The sequence below is a fragment of the Paenibacillus puldeungensis genome (genome assembly GCF_042678945.1).
In the GTDB taxonomy this organism is placed as follows: Bacteria; Bacillota; Bacilli; order Paenibacillales; family Paenibacillaceae; genus Fontibacillus; species Fontibacillus puldeungensis.
On sequence record NZ_JBHTLM010000005.1, the window covers coordinates 43,472 to 60,957 of the forward strand.

The following is a 17,486-nucleotide window of genomic DNA, read 5'->3' on the forward strand; positions in this document are numbered from 1 at the left end:
TAGCCGATAGAATAAGGAGCGCCCTTCCATAAAATCCCTATCAATAAAGGCGGTACATAATGAAAAAGAGCATAGGTATGAGTCAAAACTTGGTTATCGTCATCAAATCTTTGGTCTTCACCTTGGTGGCCATCGTTGCCTTGGAATTGCTGCTGTCATTTGCAAGAGGACTCGGCCTGCATCTTTTAGCGGATAGTCTGGTGGGAAATGTGCTCTTGGAAGCTACGATTTTCGGGGTCCAAATAGGCATCCTAAACAAGTATAGTCAAGGAAAACGGCTGGAATCCATAGGTCTGCGTCGTAAAAGAAATGGTGTAAGGCATGCTCTTGTTGGAAGTTTCATAGGGCTTGCAGGCATTGTGCTTATATACATAACGGTATTCGCCTCGAAAATTGGCGTTTTTGAAGGCTTTGGTTTCCAATACCATCATGCAACCGTCGTTTTACTTTTTATAATCAGCCTGTTTATCAGAGCTTTTTTTGCAGGTGTGTGCGAAGAAGTATTCTTTAGGGGAGTTTTACTTCAGTATTTAGCCAAATATAAAGGGAAAACGTTCGGGCTCATCGTTAGCTCGATCATTTTTTCCATGTTTCATTGTACCAGATATAACGACCTTTACCAATTGTCTTCCGTGCTGCTTCTTCATTAATTTTGTGGGCACGGAAGACCAGCCAAGCCTCTTCATTTTGGATGTTCCCGCCAAGCTTAGTATAGATGATCTAACGCGAATCATTTTTATACTTCTTTCCGTTTTCTATCTGCTGTTGATTTTTATGGTGAATATCAGCACCCGCAATGGAAGCATCCCGTCTATTTTTACACAATGTTAAAAAATATCCTTTAAATCCATCGTTTTGTTAAGCTATTTTTAAAAATATGACGTATACTATTTTTTTGAACAGATTGGAGTGAACTAGTATGCGTCGAATGTTGTTGCCCAGCAAGCGGACAGTCTTTCTGCTGCTCTATTTATTGATCGGTGGCTTTGCGCTGAATTTCTTTATGCAGGCTGCCTCGCTGAATATGGATTTTGCTAGCGTACTGAACTGGATTTCGAAATATTACCTGCTGTACTTGTTCGGAAGCCTGTTTTTCTTCTTTACGCTGCTGGTCTGTGCCTCGATTTTGCCTAATGTATACTCGGGAGCACTCATAGCCATGATCATCTGGATCGTCACCGGGATTGCGGATTATAAAAAGCTGGCTACGACAGGAGAGCCACTTTTCCCTTGGGACCTCCTTCAAATCAAAAACGCCCAAGAGATGGGCCGGATCACCAAGGGAATGATCTCCCCTCTAGCGATAGTTCTAACGGTCGTTATCATTGCAGCCTTAGTGCTCCTTGTGATCAAGCTTCCTAAAGTGAAAATCCAGTGGCCGCTTCGAGCCGTGTTTGCCATAGTATCTTGTATCATGATCTTCGGATTCGTGAATCTGGTTAGCAACCCACCTAAGCTTGCGGCTTCGATTCACTACCAGAATATCTTTTGGAATCAGAAGGTAAACTATACCCAGAACGGGTTTCTTTTTGCTTTCACAGGCAACCTGAAACAGAAATTGATAGAGAAGCCTGACGGCTACAGCAAAGATAGAATCGCTGAAATTGCCAAAAAATACGCCAGTCTGCCAGATCCATCTGCCGCCAAAGCCGCCGTAGACAAACCGAATATTGTATACATTATGGACGAGGCTTTTTTCGATCCGACTCGCCTGCCAGGCTACAAGTTTAGCGAAGATCCTTTGAAGTTTATCCATAGCGCCGAAACCAATACACCCTCCGGGTTCCTTCTCTCCCCTGAGTTCGGAGGAAATACCGCCAATGTCGAATTCGAAGCCCTAACCGGGCAGTCGATGTATTTTATGAAGGACGGTTCGATTCCTTTTCAGCAGAAGCTCACCAAAATGTCCTTCTTGCCTTCGATAGTCAGCATTCTTAAAGACCGAGGGTATCAGACGCTGGCACTGCATCCTTTTGACAAAACGTTTTATAATCGGAACCGTGTCTATCCTATGCTAGGATTCGATCGGTTCACCGGGGAGAAAGATTTGACATCTCCTGAGCGAATGACGCCCGAAGGCTACATCTCCGATAAATCGGCCTTCGGTGAACTTATTCGGGAGCTCAAACAATCCGGGGATCAGCCCACGTTCTTTCATCTGGTAACCATGCAGAACCATTTTCCTTTTACAAAGGGACCCAATGGTCCGAATACCATCACGGTAGAGGGAGTACAGCAGGAATATAAAGATGAGCTGGAGACCTACGTTCAGGACACGAAGCTGACCGACGAAGCGCTGCAATATCTGAGCGAACAGCTGAAGACGATTCAACGGCCAACGGTTGTTGCTTTCTGGGGCGATCATCTGCCTGCTCTGGCCGCAGGTATTTACACAGGAGCCGACTTTGACAACAATCCCCGATTGAAGCATGAGACGAAGCTGCTCTTTCTCGCCAATTTTGATATTGGACATACGCCTGTCGGAACGATGAGTCCCGCCTTTATCGGGCCGACGATTTTTGAGCTCTCGGGGCAACCTATGCCGACCTATTATAAGCTACTGGCCAAGGTCAAATCCGAGATTCAGGGCTTGAGCAAAAATGTGCTGACAAACGCTAACGGCGTGATGAAGAAGGAAGAGCTGACTTCCGCGCAACAAGAGCTCCTGAAGGATTATGAGCTGGTTCAGTACGATATGATTGCTGGAGAGAATTACGCGAAGGACTTGTTGTTTTAATATCATCAGAATGCAAAAGGGGAGCCGCTCTCGGCTCCTTTTTTTAAATTCACTGAAAAAATCTATCTTCCCTTACTTGATAAATCTATTCTAAACTGATAAAATTTTCCTGATTTTGTGTAAAATAATTCATAAGGATAGGGTGCTATGATAGAACTGATTAAGCTATGCTTGTACTTTTTTGGTTGTCTTGGAATGCTATCTTTGGCTATAACCGACTATCTAAAAATCAAAGCAAAGAAAGCCCCCATTATTTTTAAAAATAAAATATTTATATTTGTACTCATATTTTGTTACTTTGCAGCACTTGTTAGTTCATTCGTCGATATAATCGCGTTTATATTCTGATCAAAAATTAATATTAGCTTTTTTTGCCTGATTACTTAATTCTCTTACATGTAGAGTATATTCCTTACCGTCCTTAATAAAATGGGTTCCACATTGTCTGAATTGAAAATGGGTATTTTTGATTTGACATTGCTCCCGGACTGACAATACCCAATCATAATTCAAAGGTCTTCCATTGTGATCAGACTCTCCTCCGACAACAACCAGTTCAACATCATCCAAATACCTTGAAATGTCGATTTGTTCGATAAGTGGCTGACAAATAATGTTCTTGTGCTTTATCGGGAGGTTGTTGAATATAGAAAGTCTGTATTCCGCCATCGAATGATTCTCCACCGTACAGCCTACGACCACATTTTCGTATCCATCGTTCCAATTGTCCGGAATACACTGCGTAAACCTTTCTATTCTTTTAGTAAGAAAGATAAAAGTTAAATCAGATCGCTCACGCATCATGTCCCAACATTCCGTACGCCATTCATCAGCTTCTTCAATTAAAAAATCTGTTGAAAAGCATAAATATACGATTTGTCCTGCTTTTATTTTGTATTCGCCCTTTTTGTTTTTCGCTATAGGTGCATAAAAGTCAGCCGTCTTTACGATAACGTTTGTATCTATTCCACGCTTATTATCTCCTTTATGAATATAGCAATATTTGCATCCCTCGCTGTATTTGTGGCAGCCACGCCACGGATTCCATAGGGCCATGATATATTCCACCTTAAACCTGAACTTGGCATGGGCATTTCTTATGCCGCAAGATTGTACTCTTCCCTCATCGACGATCCTAATTACTCTTTTTCACAACAGGCAACCACACCTCGCAATGGTAATCGTCAGCTTGCTGATCCCCTTCAAAATACACCTCAATATCAGGGGCATTTGCATACTCATAACCGGATGTAGGCAGCCATTCCGATACAATTCTTTTTTGGAGATTTTGTAATGCAATTGGCATAGCTCCCACACACTCGAAAATGGCCCAAGTGCATTCAGGAACCGTATACTCTACCAGATCAGCAGGCGTTTCCCTGTTCGATGCAGCGGCTATATAGTAGTCGAAATCCTTTCCGTTCATACAGGTGCTTACACCTAAAATGCCTTTGGGCTCACTGTCCATGAAAGAGCATATTTTAGGTATCATTCCGCTTTGAGCCGTTTTTTGCCAAAACAGCGGTACATCTGCAAAATTTTCTTTAATGTTTATTTCATAGTGCTCTTTCACGCCTATAATTTTAAAAGAATTTCTTTTTTCAATCCTATAATTCATTTCCACATCCCCTTTAACTGTTAATTGGAAACAAATTGACGGAAATGCTTTGAGTATAATGCCACCCTGTCTAGCTAAAGACGGAACAATTCCATGAACGCTTTGAAAAGCCCGGTTAAATGCAGTCGGCGAATCATAGCCATATTTCAAGGCAACCTCAATTACCTTATCTCCGCTCTGTAAATCTACAGCGGCAAGGGACATTCTTCTCCGTCTCACATATTCCGATAACGGAATATTGGCCATATAAGCAAACATCCGTTGAAAATGATACACACTGCAACAAGCAATCTTAGCTGCTTCATCCAGATTAATTTCCTCGCAAATATGTTCTTCAATATAATTGATGGCCCGATTCAATCTTTCGATCCATTCCATCATTTTGCCTCCTGTCCTTAAATTACAGTATGTACTAAAAATAGACCTCTCTTTTTCAGCACGGAAAATGAGAGGCCTCACCTTGGATGCATATGAAATCTATACAACAACTACATCCGTTTTACAATAATTTGTAATACTTATATACGTTCAATTATTTAACTTGCGTCTTTCCTTCAAAAATACGTCATAGTTTATTAACGGCAGCGCACCAAAATGTCCAGCGGATAACGCCCGGCATTGCGGCCGTACAGGGCCAGCCCGCCTTCGCTGGCCTGTAGTTCCAGCCGAAAACTCCGGCTGCGGTCCAGCTTGGCGGCGATACGCCCCGGCAGCCTCACCTTGCACAAATAGCCGTACGACCCCGCTTCATCCAGGCGGTTGGCTACCGGCTGATAATGCCAGGACAGGACACCGCGGCTATCGGCCGGGTCATCGGGCAGGCGGACCGTTCCGACCATCTCTCCGTCAACGATTACGGTCACCTGTGACTCGTGTCGCTCTTCGTCCGTCATGTAGTAGGTATTCGGGTTGTATTCCACATCGGCAGCAGCGCCGTGCATAAAGTGGATGCCCGTCTCGCGAGCCTTTACGCCTTCGATGTTACGGGCCAGCACCCTTTTGGCGCTCGCTTCAAACACGATTTCAATTTCGCCGATCAACTCCTGCTCCGCGCGATCCGGGAGCTGAACCTGATAGGCGAATGCGCCGCTGCCCGCGCCGTTCACCTTGGCTCCTTGAATCGCCTCCCATTGGTACGCAAAAGAATGCTGCGCGAAGCCAGCCACCGGGATGCTGACCGTGCGGGCACCGCCGGTGGAAACGTCGCTGTGCACACCGCTATCCGCCGCTCCGCCGCGCACATCAAAAGCGATGAAGTTACGGGTCACCACGTCCCCCGCTTCATCCAGCAGCCGCACGGCCAGCACAGCCACGGCATCCTGCTTGGGCATGGTGACGCTAAGCGGCGTCAGCGGCGCAACGCCGTAGCCGTCCCAGGCGATAGCGGCAGCACCGCTGTCGGCCACAGTACGGACGCCCAGCTTGTCGTACCACAGCTCCCAGTCCAGCTTCATCGTTCGACCGTGGTAACGGTCTGAGTAGCTGGAACGGAGCAGTGGGACGGCAACCTTTTCACCGGAGCAAACCGTTTGGGCTGGAGGCGCATCAATCACGATAAAATCCGGCGAATGCAAATCGGCTATTGTCATACCGGGCACCATATCGCCGTAGCCGAAATCCTTATCCGTCCCGTCCAATCGGTAGTAGCCGTTGAACTCATTGATCACATCGCGGAATTCCGTAAATACAAAGCCGCACATCTTGTCATGACGGCGGAATTCGTTCAGCATGTACCGGTAATGCCAGGCCAGATCGCTGTCGCCCGCTCCGTGTTCAATGCCCCACACGTTGCCGCATTCACTGTTCATTAGCGGCGCATCCGCCTGCACGTTTCCTCCGATATAATTGAACTCGGACCCGGGATAAGTTTTCGCCACCACTTCGCTTACATGCTCCCGAATCTGTTCATAACCATTGATGTAAAAATGCCACGTATTCAGGTCCGTTTCCACATGGTCCCAGTTGCAGGCGGAATTGTCCTCGATAAGACGCGTCGGGTCGGTTTCCTTGGCCCAGCGGTACATCTGCCGCACCCATTCCTGGGTATCCGGCAAATAATTCATATTACCGAATGCATCACCGGTCAAGCTGCCAGCGGCCTTCCCCGATTTCAGCCCCCACGTCTCATTAAACATCACCCAGGAAAAAATCGAAGGATGATTGTAATCCCGGGCAATCACTTCACGGATTTCACTTTCGTAGGAAGATCTTGCCCGCTCATCCGGCGCGCCCCAGAAGCTGGGCATATCCTCCATGACAAGCAGGCCAAGCTTATCGGCCCAATACAGCTTGCGCGGCTCATCCGGCTTGATATGAATGCGCACGAAATTCAGCCCCAGCCGCTTCATGAGATAAATTTCATCACGCATTTCTTCGTCGGTCGGGTAAGTGAAAAAACCGGTCCGATGGAAGGATTGATCCAGTGTGCCGTTCAGGTAAACCGGCTTCCCGTTCAGTGTCACCCAGCGGTAATTCCGTTCTCCGAAGCAAGCAGCGCCGATTTCCCGTATCCCGAAATAAGTACGGATGATATCCGTTCCGAACGCACCCGTGAGCCGCAGCTCTCCTTCGTATAGATATGGCGTTTCTGGGCTCCAGAGCCGGGGGTTCGCCACCGTAAAGGCGGTGTGCACGGTGTTCTCGCCGGCCGTGAGCTTCAGCGGTTCCGTATGCATTACGCCGCCTTCGGCAAATCGGAAGGACAACTCCGCCGAGCCCTCACCACCGGCAACGATGCGTGCCGTGACTTCAACCCGACCGTCGATATACGTACGGAACTTCGTATCCTGCACATAGTTTACAGGCCGCGCCTCCAGCCATACCGGCTGCCAGATGCCGCGAATCTCGCCGTACCCTTGCTTGCCGCGCGCCTGATAATCGTGATCGTTGTCCTCCGTGCGGACGACGATCACGTTTTCGCCTTCGGGGTTCCAGCTATCCGTCACCTCAAATTCGAAGCTGCCATATCCCCCTTGGTGCGAACCGGCATGGACGCCGTTCACCCAGACATCACAATTGTAGTCAACGGCGCCAAACCGCAGAAAAATTCGCGCCCCTGCGTAAGACGGCCGCCACGTCAATGCACGGCGGTACCATCCGATTCCCGCTTCGTTTTTACCGATCCCCGACAAAGGGCTCGACCAGGAAAACGGCACCTGGATGTTGCCGCTGTATGCCGCTTCCTCATGGCTCTGCCAAGACAGGCCAATTCCCTCGTCGTTCGGATCGAAACGGAACGACCAGGTTCCATTCAGGTTAAACCAATCTGCCCGCTGCCAATCGGGACGGGGAAACTCCGGGCGAGGAACCGTTACCGTCTCCGCTGTTAAGGCTTGATTCAACATATTCATTTGCCACCTTTTCTTTAAGAGCTGGTTGATTTCGCCCCCATCATAGCATATATATTGTGTTATCTCAATGTATATTATAAATTTACAATATAAAGGTTTTAGTGTACACTGAACTCAGGTTTCATCCCGCTTTTAGAAAGGATTTTTATCATGAGTGAACCTCATCGTCAGGAAACGATACGTTATCCCGCCTCCCGGATTCTGGATGTGGCCAAAGCGCTGTCCGGCGACATTCGCCTCCGCATTCTCGAAGCTCTCGGCAAACAGCCGATGAGCATCAACCAGTTGGCCGAAGCGCTTGGCGCCGCTCAGCCGACTATCTCCATCAATGTGCAGACGCTGGAGCAAGCCGGCCTGGTCGTATCCGTCCAAGGAGCGAACCGGGAAAAAATCTGCTCCGTCACCTGCCGCTCCATCCTGCTTGAGCTGCCGACGCAGCCGGGCGAGGGACTGCACCAAATTGAAGAGATCCATATGCCGATCGGCATGTATTCGATCAGTTCAGTGCAGCCCCCCTGCGGCATGGTTGGCCGCGACGGCAGCTTGATCGGCTCCCAGGACGATCCGCGGGTTTTTTATATGCCCGAGCGTGCGGAGGCCGAGCTGTTATGGTTCGCCGATACTGGATACGTCGAGTATTGCTTCGCCAATCCGCTGCCGCCGAGCGTCGAGCTTGAGGAGCTTAGCATCCGGGCCGAAGTTTGCTCCGAAGCACCGGGATTTCAGGAAGCATGGCCGTCCGACATCACGGTAAGCATCAACGGCCTGGCGGTCGGGACCTGGACGAGCCCCGCCGATTTCGGTGATCGGAAAGGCAAGCTGACGCCTGAAAAGTGGAAAAACGGCACCGAATACGGGCAGCTTACCGAATGGCGCGTAACCCGGGACGGAAGCTTCGTTAACGGGCTCCCTGCCTCCACGGTCTCGATCGCCGCGCTCCAGCTCGCATTCAACCAGCCGATTCGCGTCCGCTTCGAGGTGCGGGAGGATGCCGTAAACAAGCGCGGGCTGAACTTGTTCGGCAGCGGTTTCGGCGATCATCCGCAAGATATCGTGCTGTCCTTTGCCCGGCGTACCTCTTAGACCGTATGGCCGGACCCAAAACGCAAGAAGCCGTCGCTACGGTCTTGTCGCGACGGCTTTGCTGCTCTCTTTTTGCCAAAAGAGTCCGGTTTCTTCTGTTTTCCAAGCAATGTATCCACACTTGCTCGACTCGCCTTATGCAGCCAAATCGCTGACCAGATTTCTCATCCACTTGCGAGAGCGAATACGGGCATAACCGAAGGCAAAGCGGACAACCTCTTCAAGCGATATGACGAGATAGACCAGAAAAATAGGCTGTTTCCAAAGGAACGACAGCAGTAGTCCGGACGGGACGCCGATTAGCCACGTTGCGGTCGATTCCATGCCGAACACGAATTTGCTATCTCCCCCGCTGTTCAAGATCCCGCCGGCCATAATCATATTGGAGACTTTGACCCATAGAAATCCGGCGAATACGATGACGAGATCAATGCCCATTTGTTTAGCATCCGCGGAGATGTTAAACATGGAGACATAAAGCCACGAGCCTGCCGCAATAACACCCCCAACGATTAGAGAAACCACAATTCCCAAGCGAATAAAGCGTTTGGCGTGATCGAGTGCCAGATCGGTTTCGTTCGCTCCTAGACGGTTGCCGACCATGACCCCGGCTGCACTGGCCAGACCGGATAACAAACCGATACAAATCCCTTGCAGTGGGAACGTAATGGTCATGGCGGTCATCTCCACTGTACCCATGCGGCTATAAATGATCGCGTAGGCCGTATCGCCGAGTACCCAGAACAATTCGGTCAGCAGAAGCGGATAAGTCGTTCCAAAAAAACGGCGAATCAGCGGTTTAGGAATGATGAACAAGTTTTTCAGTCCCACAGCTCCCGGCAAACGATTGCGATAAACTGCACCAATAATGAGCAAGCATTCCGTCACTCTGGCAATTAGGGTAGCTATGGCTGAACCCTTCAAACCAAGCTCAGGGGCGCCGAAATGTCCAAAAATAAGTACATAGTTCAGAATGACGTTCAATCCGACAGATATGAAACTTACGTACATCGGCCACTTGGCATGCCCGGTACTGCGCAAGATAGCAGAGTACATCAGCGTGAGCATGACGGGTACAAAACCAAGCGACATAATTTGCAAGTAAATATCCCCGTCCTCCAACACATTCGCGTCCGTCGTGAACATGCTTAGAAAAAGCGGCGAATCCATGAACACCGCGGCAGAGAACAAAAATGAGAAGACAAAGCCGACGATCAGTCCAAGACCTAGCACCTGGGACACGCTTTTGGTCTCTTTGTTTCCCCAGAACTGGGCGGCATAAATCGATACTCCCATCGATAAACCCGTCAATACAACGGAGATAATTCCGTAAATTTTCGTTGAGATCCCGACCGAGGCAACGGCCACATCTCCCAGCTGTCCGACCATCAATTGGTCAGTAAGGTTGAGCAGTGCCATCAGCAAGCTTTGCAGCGTAACCGGCACCGCTATTTTGTACGCAGCTTTGTAGAAACTTTTTCTGGCTGACATAGTTTTCACACCCTCTATCATCTTGATTAACTCCCTTTTGTCCTCTACCGCATTTCGAAAATCAGATTGTGCAAACGTTTGAACAAACGGGTAAAAAAAGGTCCATGTCGGACTCAATTTTGATCTCATACTATTCTTTTTACAACACAATGCGAGTATTTTCCATACAATTTTATTAACAAAGCTAAACGGCCTTAGGTCCGATGAAAATTAGGACGAAGGCCGCTTGGCTGTTTAACCTATTCTGGGATTTTGACCACGACGTGATATTCAGTCCCCGACTGCACGTCTCGAAGAATCCCGTCTTCCAGACGAGTCCCGTCTACGTATACCTCGGCGGAGTTCACACCTATCTCCCGCTTAATTTCAATGTGCAGTCTGGCTCCGCGGAAGTCCCGTTTTACGATAGCCCCCTTCCAATCGGAAGGCAGCTGCGGTTCAATCCGGATTCCCTCGGGGGTGCCCTGCACACCGAACAGGCCGTCGATCAGGCAACGGTATACCCACGGCACTGTACCCGTGTTGAACAGGTGGCTGGATCGCCCGGCCGTGCGTGGAAACTGCCGATATGCCCCCCGATAATAGTTCGGGATGAATATCGGAAGCTGGCCCCGCTGTATGATATCCTCCAGGCTCGGTCCCGGGAGCATTTTCCGAAGCAAACGGTAAGCCCGATCCTTTTCGCCAACCACGTAAAGCGCGTAGATGTAGAAGGCGGCGGCATGGTTGTAGACCGCGCCGTTCTCGGCCGACCCCGGATGCTTCTGGGTGACACGTCCGACATCCTCCCGCATCGAGGTGTAGGAGGGTGCCAGCTTCTCCACGCCATAAGGCGTTTCTAGCTGCTCTTCGACCGCTCGGATCAGCCTTGCGCGCTTCTCCTCGTCGGCCGCTCCGCTCAGCATCGACCAGCCCTGCGGATTGATAAAGATGCGGCCTTCCCGATCCGCGCTGATTCCAAAGGCAACGCCTTCGTCCGTGATGCCGCGCGCATACCAATCGCCGTCCCACAAATGCTTGTTGACCGCCTCGTTCGTCTCCTCGGCGGCCATCCGAAACGCTTTGGCCGCTTCCGTACGGCCGCTGTTCTCGCAAATTTCGGACCATACCCGGAAGGCATAAGCGGTGGCGATGGTCAGCCATCCGGAGACGCCTTTGCCCTTGTAACCGACCATGTTCATCGGGTCGCACCAGTCGCCCTGCTTAATAAAGTTCAGGCCGCGCTCGTCGCGGTCGTTCATCAGCCAATGCATCGCCCGGTGAATATGCTCGTAGACGGATTCCGTCTTGAAATCGTCCGCATAGGGTACCTGTTCTTCTAAGATGGTATAATCGTTCGTCTCGTCCAGATAAGTGCTGAGGCATATCGGCAGCCAGACGCAGTGATCCGTATGCGGAACCTGGTTGATGTATTTGAGCTCAGCATCCTTATGCAGGATGATGCCGTCTGGCATAGCCCCACTTGCATTCTGCTGGCTTAGCGCGAGCAGGAAAGCCTCGCGAGTAGTCTGCGGCTTAATATAGCTCATCCCCATGTGGTCTTGAAGCAAGTTGCGGGTCTGGGGGTCAGTCGTCAGGCGGTTCGTTATGCCGTGATAGTACATCTGGCGCGGCAGCCAGTGATTCACAAAATTGTCGAGATCCCGATCCGGTGTCGAAATTTCAATGCAGCCCTTGCCCTCCCGAATGTAAGCATCGTATTCCCGCTCGGCCAGGGTGAAGCCATCTTCGCCGGCTGCATTTTGACTTAAGAACAAGCTGCCTCGAATTCGTGCGATCTGCTCCTCGTCCTGGGCCGGACCGAATGCGAACCGATAGCCTTCCTCTTCGTCAGGCTCAAGCTCGATACGATACTGCATGACAGCGGTCGGCGTTTCATACAGCGCATCGCCTTTGGCCAGTTCCTCGCACTGAATCGCAGAAGGCATCATAATGCCACCTTCCCCTTCGAAGGCTTCCTGGTTCACTTCCCAGGCCAACGGCGCCCGCTCCGCGATCAGGAACGTCTTGTCGCTGAATTCCTTGATCTTGTCATAATCCTGGTATTTCTGGTATGGGGTAACGCTGGAGCAGACAATGGCCTGCAAATCCTCCCGGTAAAGCCCGGACTGGTTCATCCAGGACATATAGCCCACCGTAAAATATGGATAAATACTGAGCTTCCGGCTCTTCTGCGAAAGATTCTTCACCTTGATCCGCCACAACTCCATGGGCTCTTCCTTCGGCAGGCTGAGGCTCATTTCAATCAAGATGCCCTTCAGCTCCACTCTCCAGACGATCCTGCTCTTGCCGACGGCAAACGTGTAGCGATCCGTAGGAACGCGAACCGGCTCATACGGAGCCGAGAAAATTTCGCCGCTCTCCTCGTCCTTCACGTACACGAAACGGCCCGGATGATGGGCATAGTACGGCTGTTCGGGCTGCATGAACGTCTTAGCCTCCAAATTGGGCGCATGGGAGTATTTGGCCGGCTCCGGCTGCATGAACTGAGCTACCGCGTATCCTCGGCAGTTCATATGGATCATCATCTTCTCGTTCCAGAGAAACCCTGAAGCCTTAGGTAGAAGCGTAGGGCTTGTCAATTCGTAATACTCGTTGTCATCCGTTGCTCTGATTATCATGGTCATACCTCGTTTCCATAAAATTCATAACGAGTTCCAGTTCATTATATTACATGGAATCCAGAATTTGAAAACGTTTAATGTACCGATCTCATGTGTCAAAGATATACGAGGATATTTTGATAATTTTGTAAGCGCTTTATTGAGATTTGTCTAAATTTAAGCTATAATTTGTATTGTTAAAATTTTCTTAATCATCCCAGGAGGTTATCATATGAAGGCACTTATTTTTGATGAGAAGAACAGTATAAAAGTCGTGGACAAAGACAAGCCGTCTATTCAAAAACCTACGGACGTTATCGTCAAGATGACGAAAACAACGATTTGCGGATCGGATCTACATATTCTGTCAGGCGACGTTCCGGCCGTTACCGCTGGCCGCACGCTGGGCCACGAGGGCATCGGCATTGTCGAGGAGGTCGGCTCGTCCGTCAATAATTTCAAAGTTGGAGACCGTGTGCTGATCTCCTGCGTTACAGCCTGCGGCATATGTGAGAACTGCAAAAAGGGCCTGTACGCCCACTGCAAAGACGGCGGATGGATTTTGGGCCACTTAATCGATGGCACGCAAGCCGAATACGTACGGATTCCGCATGCCGACAACAGTTTGTATCCTATTCCGGAAGGTGCCGACGAGGAAGCGATGGTCATGCTCAGCGATATTTTGCCTACCGGTTTCGAAATCGGCGTGCTGTTCGGGAAAGTGAAGCCTGGGGATACGATTGCGATCATCGGCAGCGGCCCCGTAGGCATGGCGGTACTGCTCACTGCCCAGTTCTACTCTCCCGCCGAAATCATCATGGTCGACCTGGACGACAATCGCCTGGAAGTCGCCAAGAAATTCGGCGCCACCAAGGTAGTCAATTCTTCCGATGGCAAAGCGTACGAGAAGATCATGGAACTTACCCATCAAAAAGGCGTTGACGTGGCAATCGAAGCCGTCGGCGTTCCGTCAACCTTCCTGCTCTGCCAGGAGATCGTTTGTGCGGGCGGACGGATTGCGAATGTCGGCGTTCATGGAAAGAGCGTCGATCTTCACCTCGATAGACTGTGGATCCGCAACATCACCATCACGACGGGACTCGTCGGCACCAATTCGACGCCTATGCTTCTGAAGACCGTCACTTCCGGGAAGATCAAACCGCAGCAGTTGATCACGCATCATTTCACGTTCAATGAGATTGAGAAGGCTTATGACGTATTCAAAAATGCGGCAATGAATAAAGCGCTCAAGGTCATGATCTCCAACGAATAAACGTCTGCTATTAACGAATGCGAAAGCTGCACAAAGGGTTGATCGGATGAATCCGTTCAATCCTTTTTTTGCCTAATAGGGCTGCCAAAAAAAGACCCTTCCGTCCAAACAAAGTGAACCCGCGCTGCTCGTCCCGATGGCAGCAAAGCCGCTTCGCTCAAACAATTTGGCGCTCACAGCATCCCATGCATTGGGCAGCATCAGCACGTCAGTCCCGTGATGAAGCCTGCGCAACTGCTCCGCCTGCCCTCTCCTCTTTTCGTTCATCTACCAACAACACCCCTTCGGTCGGTTTAAACCTCCGTGCCTTTCGCGTCTTCCATACTGATGGAGAACAGCTCGTAGAAAGCGACATGTCCTTGCGGGGTAATCGTCAAGGCCCGCGTTGACGGCACCCGCTTCACCCAGCCCTTCGCCAGGGCGTGTTCGGCAATAGCCGCTCCAAGCGCTCCCGCCACATGATTCCGGCGTTCACTCCAGTCCAAACAAGGCCGCACGAGCGGGCGTTTGCTTTGTTCCACCTGGGTCATATCCAGACCTAGCCGTTCAAAAAACTCGTGACCTGAGGATGTGAGGATAAAGCTTTGATCCTGCGTTAGCTTTACCCCAAGCAGCCCAGCCAGATGATCATAGCAGGTTCGCGCATAGCGGATCGCTTTGGCTGACCTGTTTTTATCAAAATAAGACCATTTTTTGTACCTATTCGCACCGTGCAGCCCTCAAACAACCATGAAGCCACTAAAAAAGAGCAGCCCTCGGCTGCTCTTCCACTTCCAATATGGCACGATTGCCCGTACGAAACACGCTTACCCCATCAAACCAAAAACTCCGCCATAATTTGCTCGATATCGTAAGGAGTAACCCCTTTTTCCAGCGAAAATATCGTATCGGCCTGCTCCGGGGCTCCCACCAGTTTGCCTCTGGCCATGGCATGAAGCATAAACAAATCGTACAGATCCGGTTTTCGTAGTTCGATCATGGCTTTGCCCATCAAGACCATCCCTTTTTGATTGCCCTCGACATTATTGTAGTAATGAGGGTGTCTGGTTAAAGAAAGGTCGGTCCAGATCACTTTACGTTCCACCAGATCTATAATAACGGGGATTGCAATTTGCGTATCGGCGGTAACGTCGATCTTATTCGCCACCGTCGAAGGCTCGAAGATTTCGCCGGAGCCCGGTTTTTTGCGCATCATCCAGCCCACAAAGCATTCCGGCAGGTCGCAATAAGGCTGACTCGTAAACGAATTGAGCGTAGCCACAATATAACGTCCCCCATAATTGACGATGGAAGGGATATGCAGGTCAATGAACTCGCAGGCGCCTTGAGGGGCTGTTACAATATCCCCGCTATGCACGGCTTTATATTTGGTGGATCGCAGATTCGTATAAGAAATATGCTCTACATACTGCCAGTCATGATCATACATCACGGCGGACAAGTCAATGTCCACGCGGCCGGTCGGCTTGCCGTCAACGTCGCCCTCTTTCCACCAGTTGAAGAAACGGATCGTATCCCCCTCTGCCATCGGCACGCGGCTTCCGCGAACAATCGTATGCAGCGCCTTGCTCGCCGATCTCTGGGAGAACGGCACGTGATAGTCCTTCAATTGCGGTTCGACATAGACCTTCCCCAGCGGAGGAAGTGCGGAAAATCGCTGCACCAGCGCCTGCTCGCACAACTGCGCAACATCCAGGCAGATGGCCTCTTGGATCTCGGGAAGCTTATTGGGCAGCGCAAAGGCTTTCGCCACATTTCCTTTTGGGAAAAAGACGCGAAGGTTCTGCTTCTCTTGTCGGCGCGCAAAATGGTTTTTCACCTGCAGCAGTACCGGTGTCGATACCTGATCCACGATCTCTCCGAACGCCAGCACCACATATTCCGGGTCCTCGGCAGTTCTAAGCAAGTGATCCAATCTTCTGGCGAATTCGCCCGGGCGCTGCGTCAATAAATCGATAAGTGTCCAGACATTTTGATATTGGAAGGCCAGTTCAACGCTCCCGTTAAAGGTCGTGAAAGGCTTGCTATTGCGCAAAATATCAAATGCTTCCTCACACCGGGGGAACCGATGCTTATATTCTGAAGGGTGCAAAATTTCACCTAAACGAATCCAACGCTCCTTATACCGGAGCATATCCTCCGTAATCTGGCCGCATTGCTCCAGCAGACCAAGCAGCAGCCTTCTTTCGCTCCGTTTAAATTTACGGAAACGCGAAGCCTCGGCCAGGCTGACATCGCCATCCGACCAAGCTACAGCGAGACGAAGGACATCTGATGCAGTATTAAAATACTGACCGATCAGCGCCAGATTTGCCTTGTCGTGCTTCAACAAGGAGGCTGCTACAAATCCCACATTCTCCTTAAACGGAATCTCGGAAGGCAGAATGGCATTCAGTTCATGCGGGTCAGTGTCCTGAATGGCCGCTTCGATATCTTTTTTGTCCGTCTCGGAAATGGAGACCTTTGCTTCAATCAACTGGCGGATCATAACCTGAAATTGTTCCTTGCTTCCGAGGTCAATCACCTTCAGTTTTACATGCTCCAGCAGGGGCTCTCTATCAAACTGCTCATTTTCAGGAAATTCCAAAGAAAGATAATGATAAATGGCATTCAGATAAAGGTCTACATCATCCGCCTGCATCACTTCCAGCGGGAATCCGGGATACATCGGCTTGTAATCCACGTGAGCCCCAACCATCACTCTTAAATCGGCGACAAGTGAGCGATACAGCATTTCAAACTGCTCTCTGGATAAGGTGCGCACGGCGCGCATCAACTGATGCGAAAACGTGAACCCAAGATATTCGATATTTTTCAGGGCAGTGGCCAAATAAGTGTCAGGGAGCTTTTTCTCCCCTTGTCCTTGGTCCACAATCAGTTTGTTTGCTCTTCGTAAATAGATCGTGTTTATCATCATAAAAAAGAGTCCAGGAAAGCCATATCCCTAATACGTTTAAGGTTGTAAAAGAAGGAAGGAATATGATAGCCTGGACGCCTCCTCTCTGAAAGAAGTCCTTCAGGGAAGCTGCGACCCTAATTCGGCCAATGAAGTAGAAGGAAGGATCGGAATAGCCTGAAGGTCAAAGGCTCAAAGTCCGTGACCCGAACCTTTGATGTACTTATCATCGCAGAGAAAAGGCTGTTCCAACAGGGTAAAAGTATTACGACTTAGAATTATCTTCCTCATACCGCATTCCTAAACCACCAAGCACACCAATATTGTTAGCATCCTTAAGTTCCTCATTTTTATTGGTCACCACATCTACATTGAATGCCGCTGCCTATTAGCTCACTCCGCCATTCTTGCTCCAAAAAGAAAGGTATAATGAAA

General features: G+C 49.8%; 12 protein-coding genes. 4 read left to right on the plus strand and 8 right to left on the minus strand.

Features of this window, described 5'->3' with window-relative positions; all coding sequences use genetic code 11:
* Nucleotides 1–77: 77 nt before the first annotated feature.
* Both ACFQ3W_RS08765 and ACFQ3W_RS08770 read left to right on the plus strand, forming a co-directional pair.
* Nucleotides 78–650 (plus strand): CPBP family intramembrane glutamic endopeptidase, encoded by a 573-nt coding sequence (locus tag ACFQ3W_RS08765; protein WP_379318741.1) that lies wholly within the window; start codon nucleotides 78–80, stop codon nucleotides 648–650.
* A 269-nt stretch (nucleotides 651–919) separates the two neighbouring features.
* Complete coding sequence (locus ACFQ3W_RS08770; RefSeq protein ID WP_379318743.1) at nucleotides 920–2,737, plus strand: LTA synthase family protein; 1,818 nt, start codon at nucleotides 920–922, stop codon at nucleotides 2,735–2,737.
* Nucleotides 2,738–3,085: 348 nt separating this feature from the next.
* On the opposite strand, the gene ACFQ3W_RS08775 is transcribed toward ACFQ3W_RS08770, so the two are convergent.
* The 3 genes from ACFQ3W_RS08775 to ACFQ3W_RS08785 all read right to left on the minus strand — a co-directional run bounded on the left by ACFQ3W_RS08775 (nucleotide 3,086) and on the right by ACFQ3W_RS08785 (nucleotide 7,699).
* On the minus strand, nucleotides 3,086–3,805 hold the full coding sequence (locus ACFQ3W_RS08775) for a DUF5131 family protein (RefSeq protein WP_379318745.1): 720 nt from the start codon (nucleotides 3,803–3,805) through the stop codon (nucleotides 3,086–3,088).
* A gap of 67 nt (nucleotides 3,806–3,872) precedes the next feature.
* The gene (locus ACFQ3W_RS08780) at nucleotides 3,873–4,736 is read right to left on the minus strand and encodes an AraC family transcriptional regulator (RefSeq protein WP_379318747.1); all 864 of its coding nucleotides are present in this window, start codon (nucleotides 4,734–4,736) and stop codon (nucleotides 3,873–3,875) included.
* Between the two features lie 194 nt (nucleotides 4,737–4,930).
* Nucleotides 4,931–7,699, minus strand: coding sequence for a glycoside hydrolase family 2 protein (locus tag ACFQ3W_RS08785; protein WP_379318749.1), 2,769 nt, complete (start codon nucleotides 7,697–7,699; stop codon nucleotides 4,931–4,933).
* A gap of 156 nt (nucleotides 7,700–7,855) precedes the next feature.
* Here ACFQ3W_RS08785 and ACFQ3W_RS08790 point away from each other — a divergent pair, with 156 nt between their 5' ends.
* On the plus strand, nucleotides 7,856–8,788 hold the full coding sequence (locus ACFQ3W_RS08790; RefSeq protein ID WP_379318751.1) for an ArsR/SmtB family transcription factor: 933 nt from the start codon (nucleotides 7,856–7,858) through the stop codon (nucleotides 8,786–8,788).
* Between the two features lie 135 nt (nucleotides 8,789–8,923).
* Here the strand turns inward: ACFQ3W_RS08790 and ACFQ3W_RS08795 are convergent, their stop codons facing one another.
* Nucleotides 8,924–10,279, minus strand: a complete 1,356-nt coding sequence (locus ACFQ3W_RS08795; protein ID WP_379318753.1) for an MATE family efflux transporter — start codon at nucleotides 10,277–10,279, stop codon at nucleotides 8,924–8,926.
* Between the two features lie 239 nt (nucleotides 10,280–10,518).
* On the minus strand, nucleotides 10,519–12,897 hold the full coding sequence (locus ACFQ3W_RS08800; protein ID WP_379319056.1) for a GH36-type glycosyl hydrolase domain-containing protein: 2,379 nt from the start codon (nucleotides 12,895–12,897) through the stop codon (nucleotides 10,519–10,521).
* A 217-nt stretch (nucleotides 12,898–13,114) separates the two neighbouring features.
* Here ACFQ3W_RS08800 and ACFQ3W_RS08805 point away from each other — a divergent pair, with 217 nt between their 5' ends.
* Nucleotides 13,115–14,155, plus strand: coding sequence for a zinc-dependent alcohol dehydrogenase family protein (locus ACFQ3W_RS08805; protein WP_379318755.1), 1,041 nt, complete (start codon nucleotides 13,115–13,117; stop codon nucleotides 14,153–14,155).
* Between the two features lie 72 nt (nucleotides 14,156–14,227).
* On the opposite strand, the gene ACFQ3W_RS08810 is transcribed toward ACFQ3W_RS08805, so the two are convergent.
* From ACFQ3W_RS08810 to ACFQ3W_RS08820, 3 genes are all read right to left on the minus strand, one after another.
* A complete protein-coding gene (locus ACFQ3W_RS08810; protein ID WP_379318757.1) occupies nucleotides 14,228–14,422 on the minus strand; it encodes an isocitrate lyase/phosphoenolpyruvate mutase family protein in 195 nt (64 codons plus the stop codon).
* 26 nt (nucleotides 14,423–14,448) lie between these two features.
* A complete protein-coding gene (locus tag ACFQ3W_RS08815; RefSeq protein ID WP_379318759.1) occupies nucleotides 14,449–14,676 on the minus strand; it encodes a hypothetical protein in 228 nt (75 codons plus the stop codon).
* A gap of 293 nt (nucleotides 14,677–14,969) precedes the next feature.
* Complete coding sequence (locus ACFQ3W_RS08820; protein ID WP_379318761.1) at nucleotides 14,970–17,072, minus strand: TerD family protein; 2,103 nt, start codon at nucleotides 17,070–17,072, stop codon at nucleotides 14,970–14,972.
* Nucleotides 17,073–17,486 lie beyond the last annotated feature (414 nt).

Coding starts and splice junctions, on each gene's coding strand:
- ACFQ3W_RS08770 (WP_379318743.1), top strand. CDS start 920: ATGCGTCGAATGTTGTTGCCCAGCAAGCGGACAGTCTTTCTGCTGCTC.
- ACFQ3W_RS08795 (WP_379318753.1), bottom strand. CDS start 10,279: ATGTCAGCCAGAAAAAGTTTCTACAAAGCTGCGTACAAAATAGCGGTG.
- ACFQ3W_RS08790 (WP_379318751.1), top strand. CDS start 7,856: ATGAGTGAACCTCATCGTCAGGAAACGATACGTTATCCCGCCTCCCGG.
- ACFQ3W_RS08805 (WP_379318755.1), top strand. CDS start 13,115: ATGAAGGCACTTATTTTTGATGAGAAGAACAGTATAAAAGTCGTGGAC.
- ACFQ3W_RS08785 (WP_379318749.1), bottom strand. CDS start 7,699: ATGTTGAATCAAGCCTTAACAGCGGAGACGGTAACGGTTCCTCGCCCG.
- ACFQ3W_RS08780 (WP_379318747.1), bottom strand. CDS start 4,736: ATGATGGAATGGATCGAAAGATTGAATCGGGCCATCAATTATATTGAA.
- ACFQ3W_RS08820 (WP_379318761.1), bottom strand. CDS start 17,072: ATGATGATAAACACGATCTATTTACGAAGAGCAAACAAACTGATTGTG.
- ACFQ3W_RS08810 (WP_379318757.1), bottom strand. CDS start 14,422: ATGAACGAAAAGAGGAGAGGGCAGGCGGAGCAGTTGCGCAGGCTTCAT.
- ACFQ3W_RS08765 (WP_379318741.1), top strand. CDS start 78: ATGAGTCAAAACTTGGTTATCGTCATCAAATCTTTGGTCTTCACCTTG.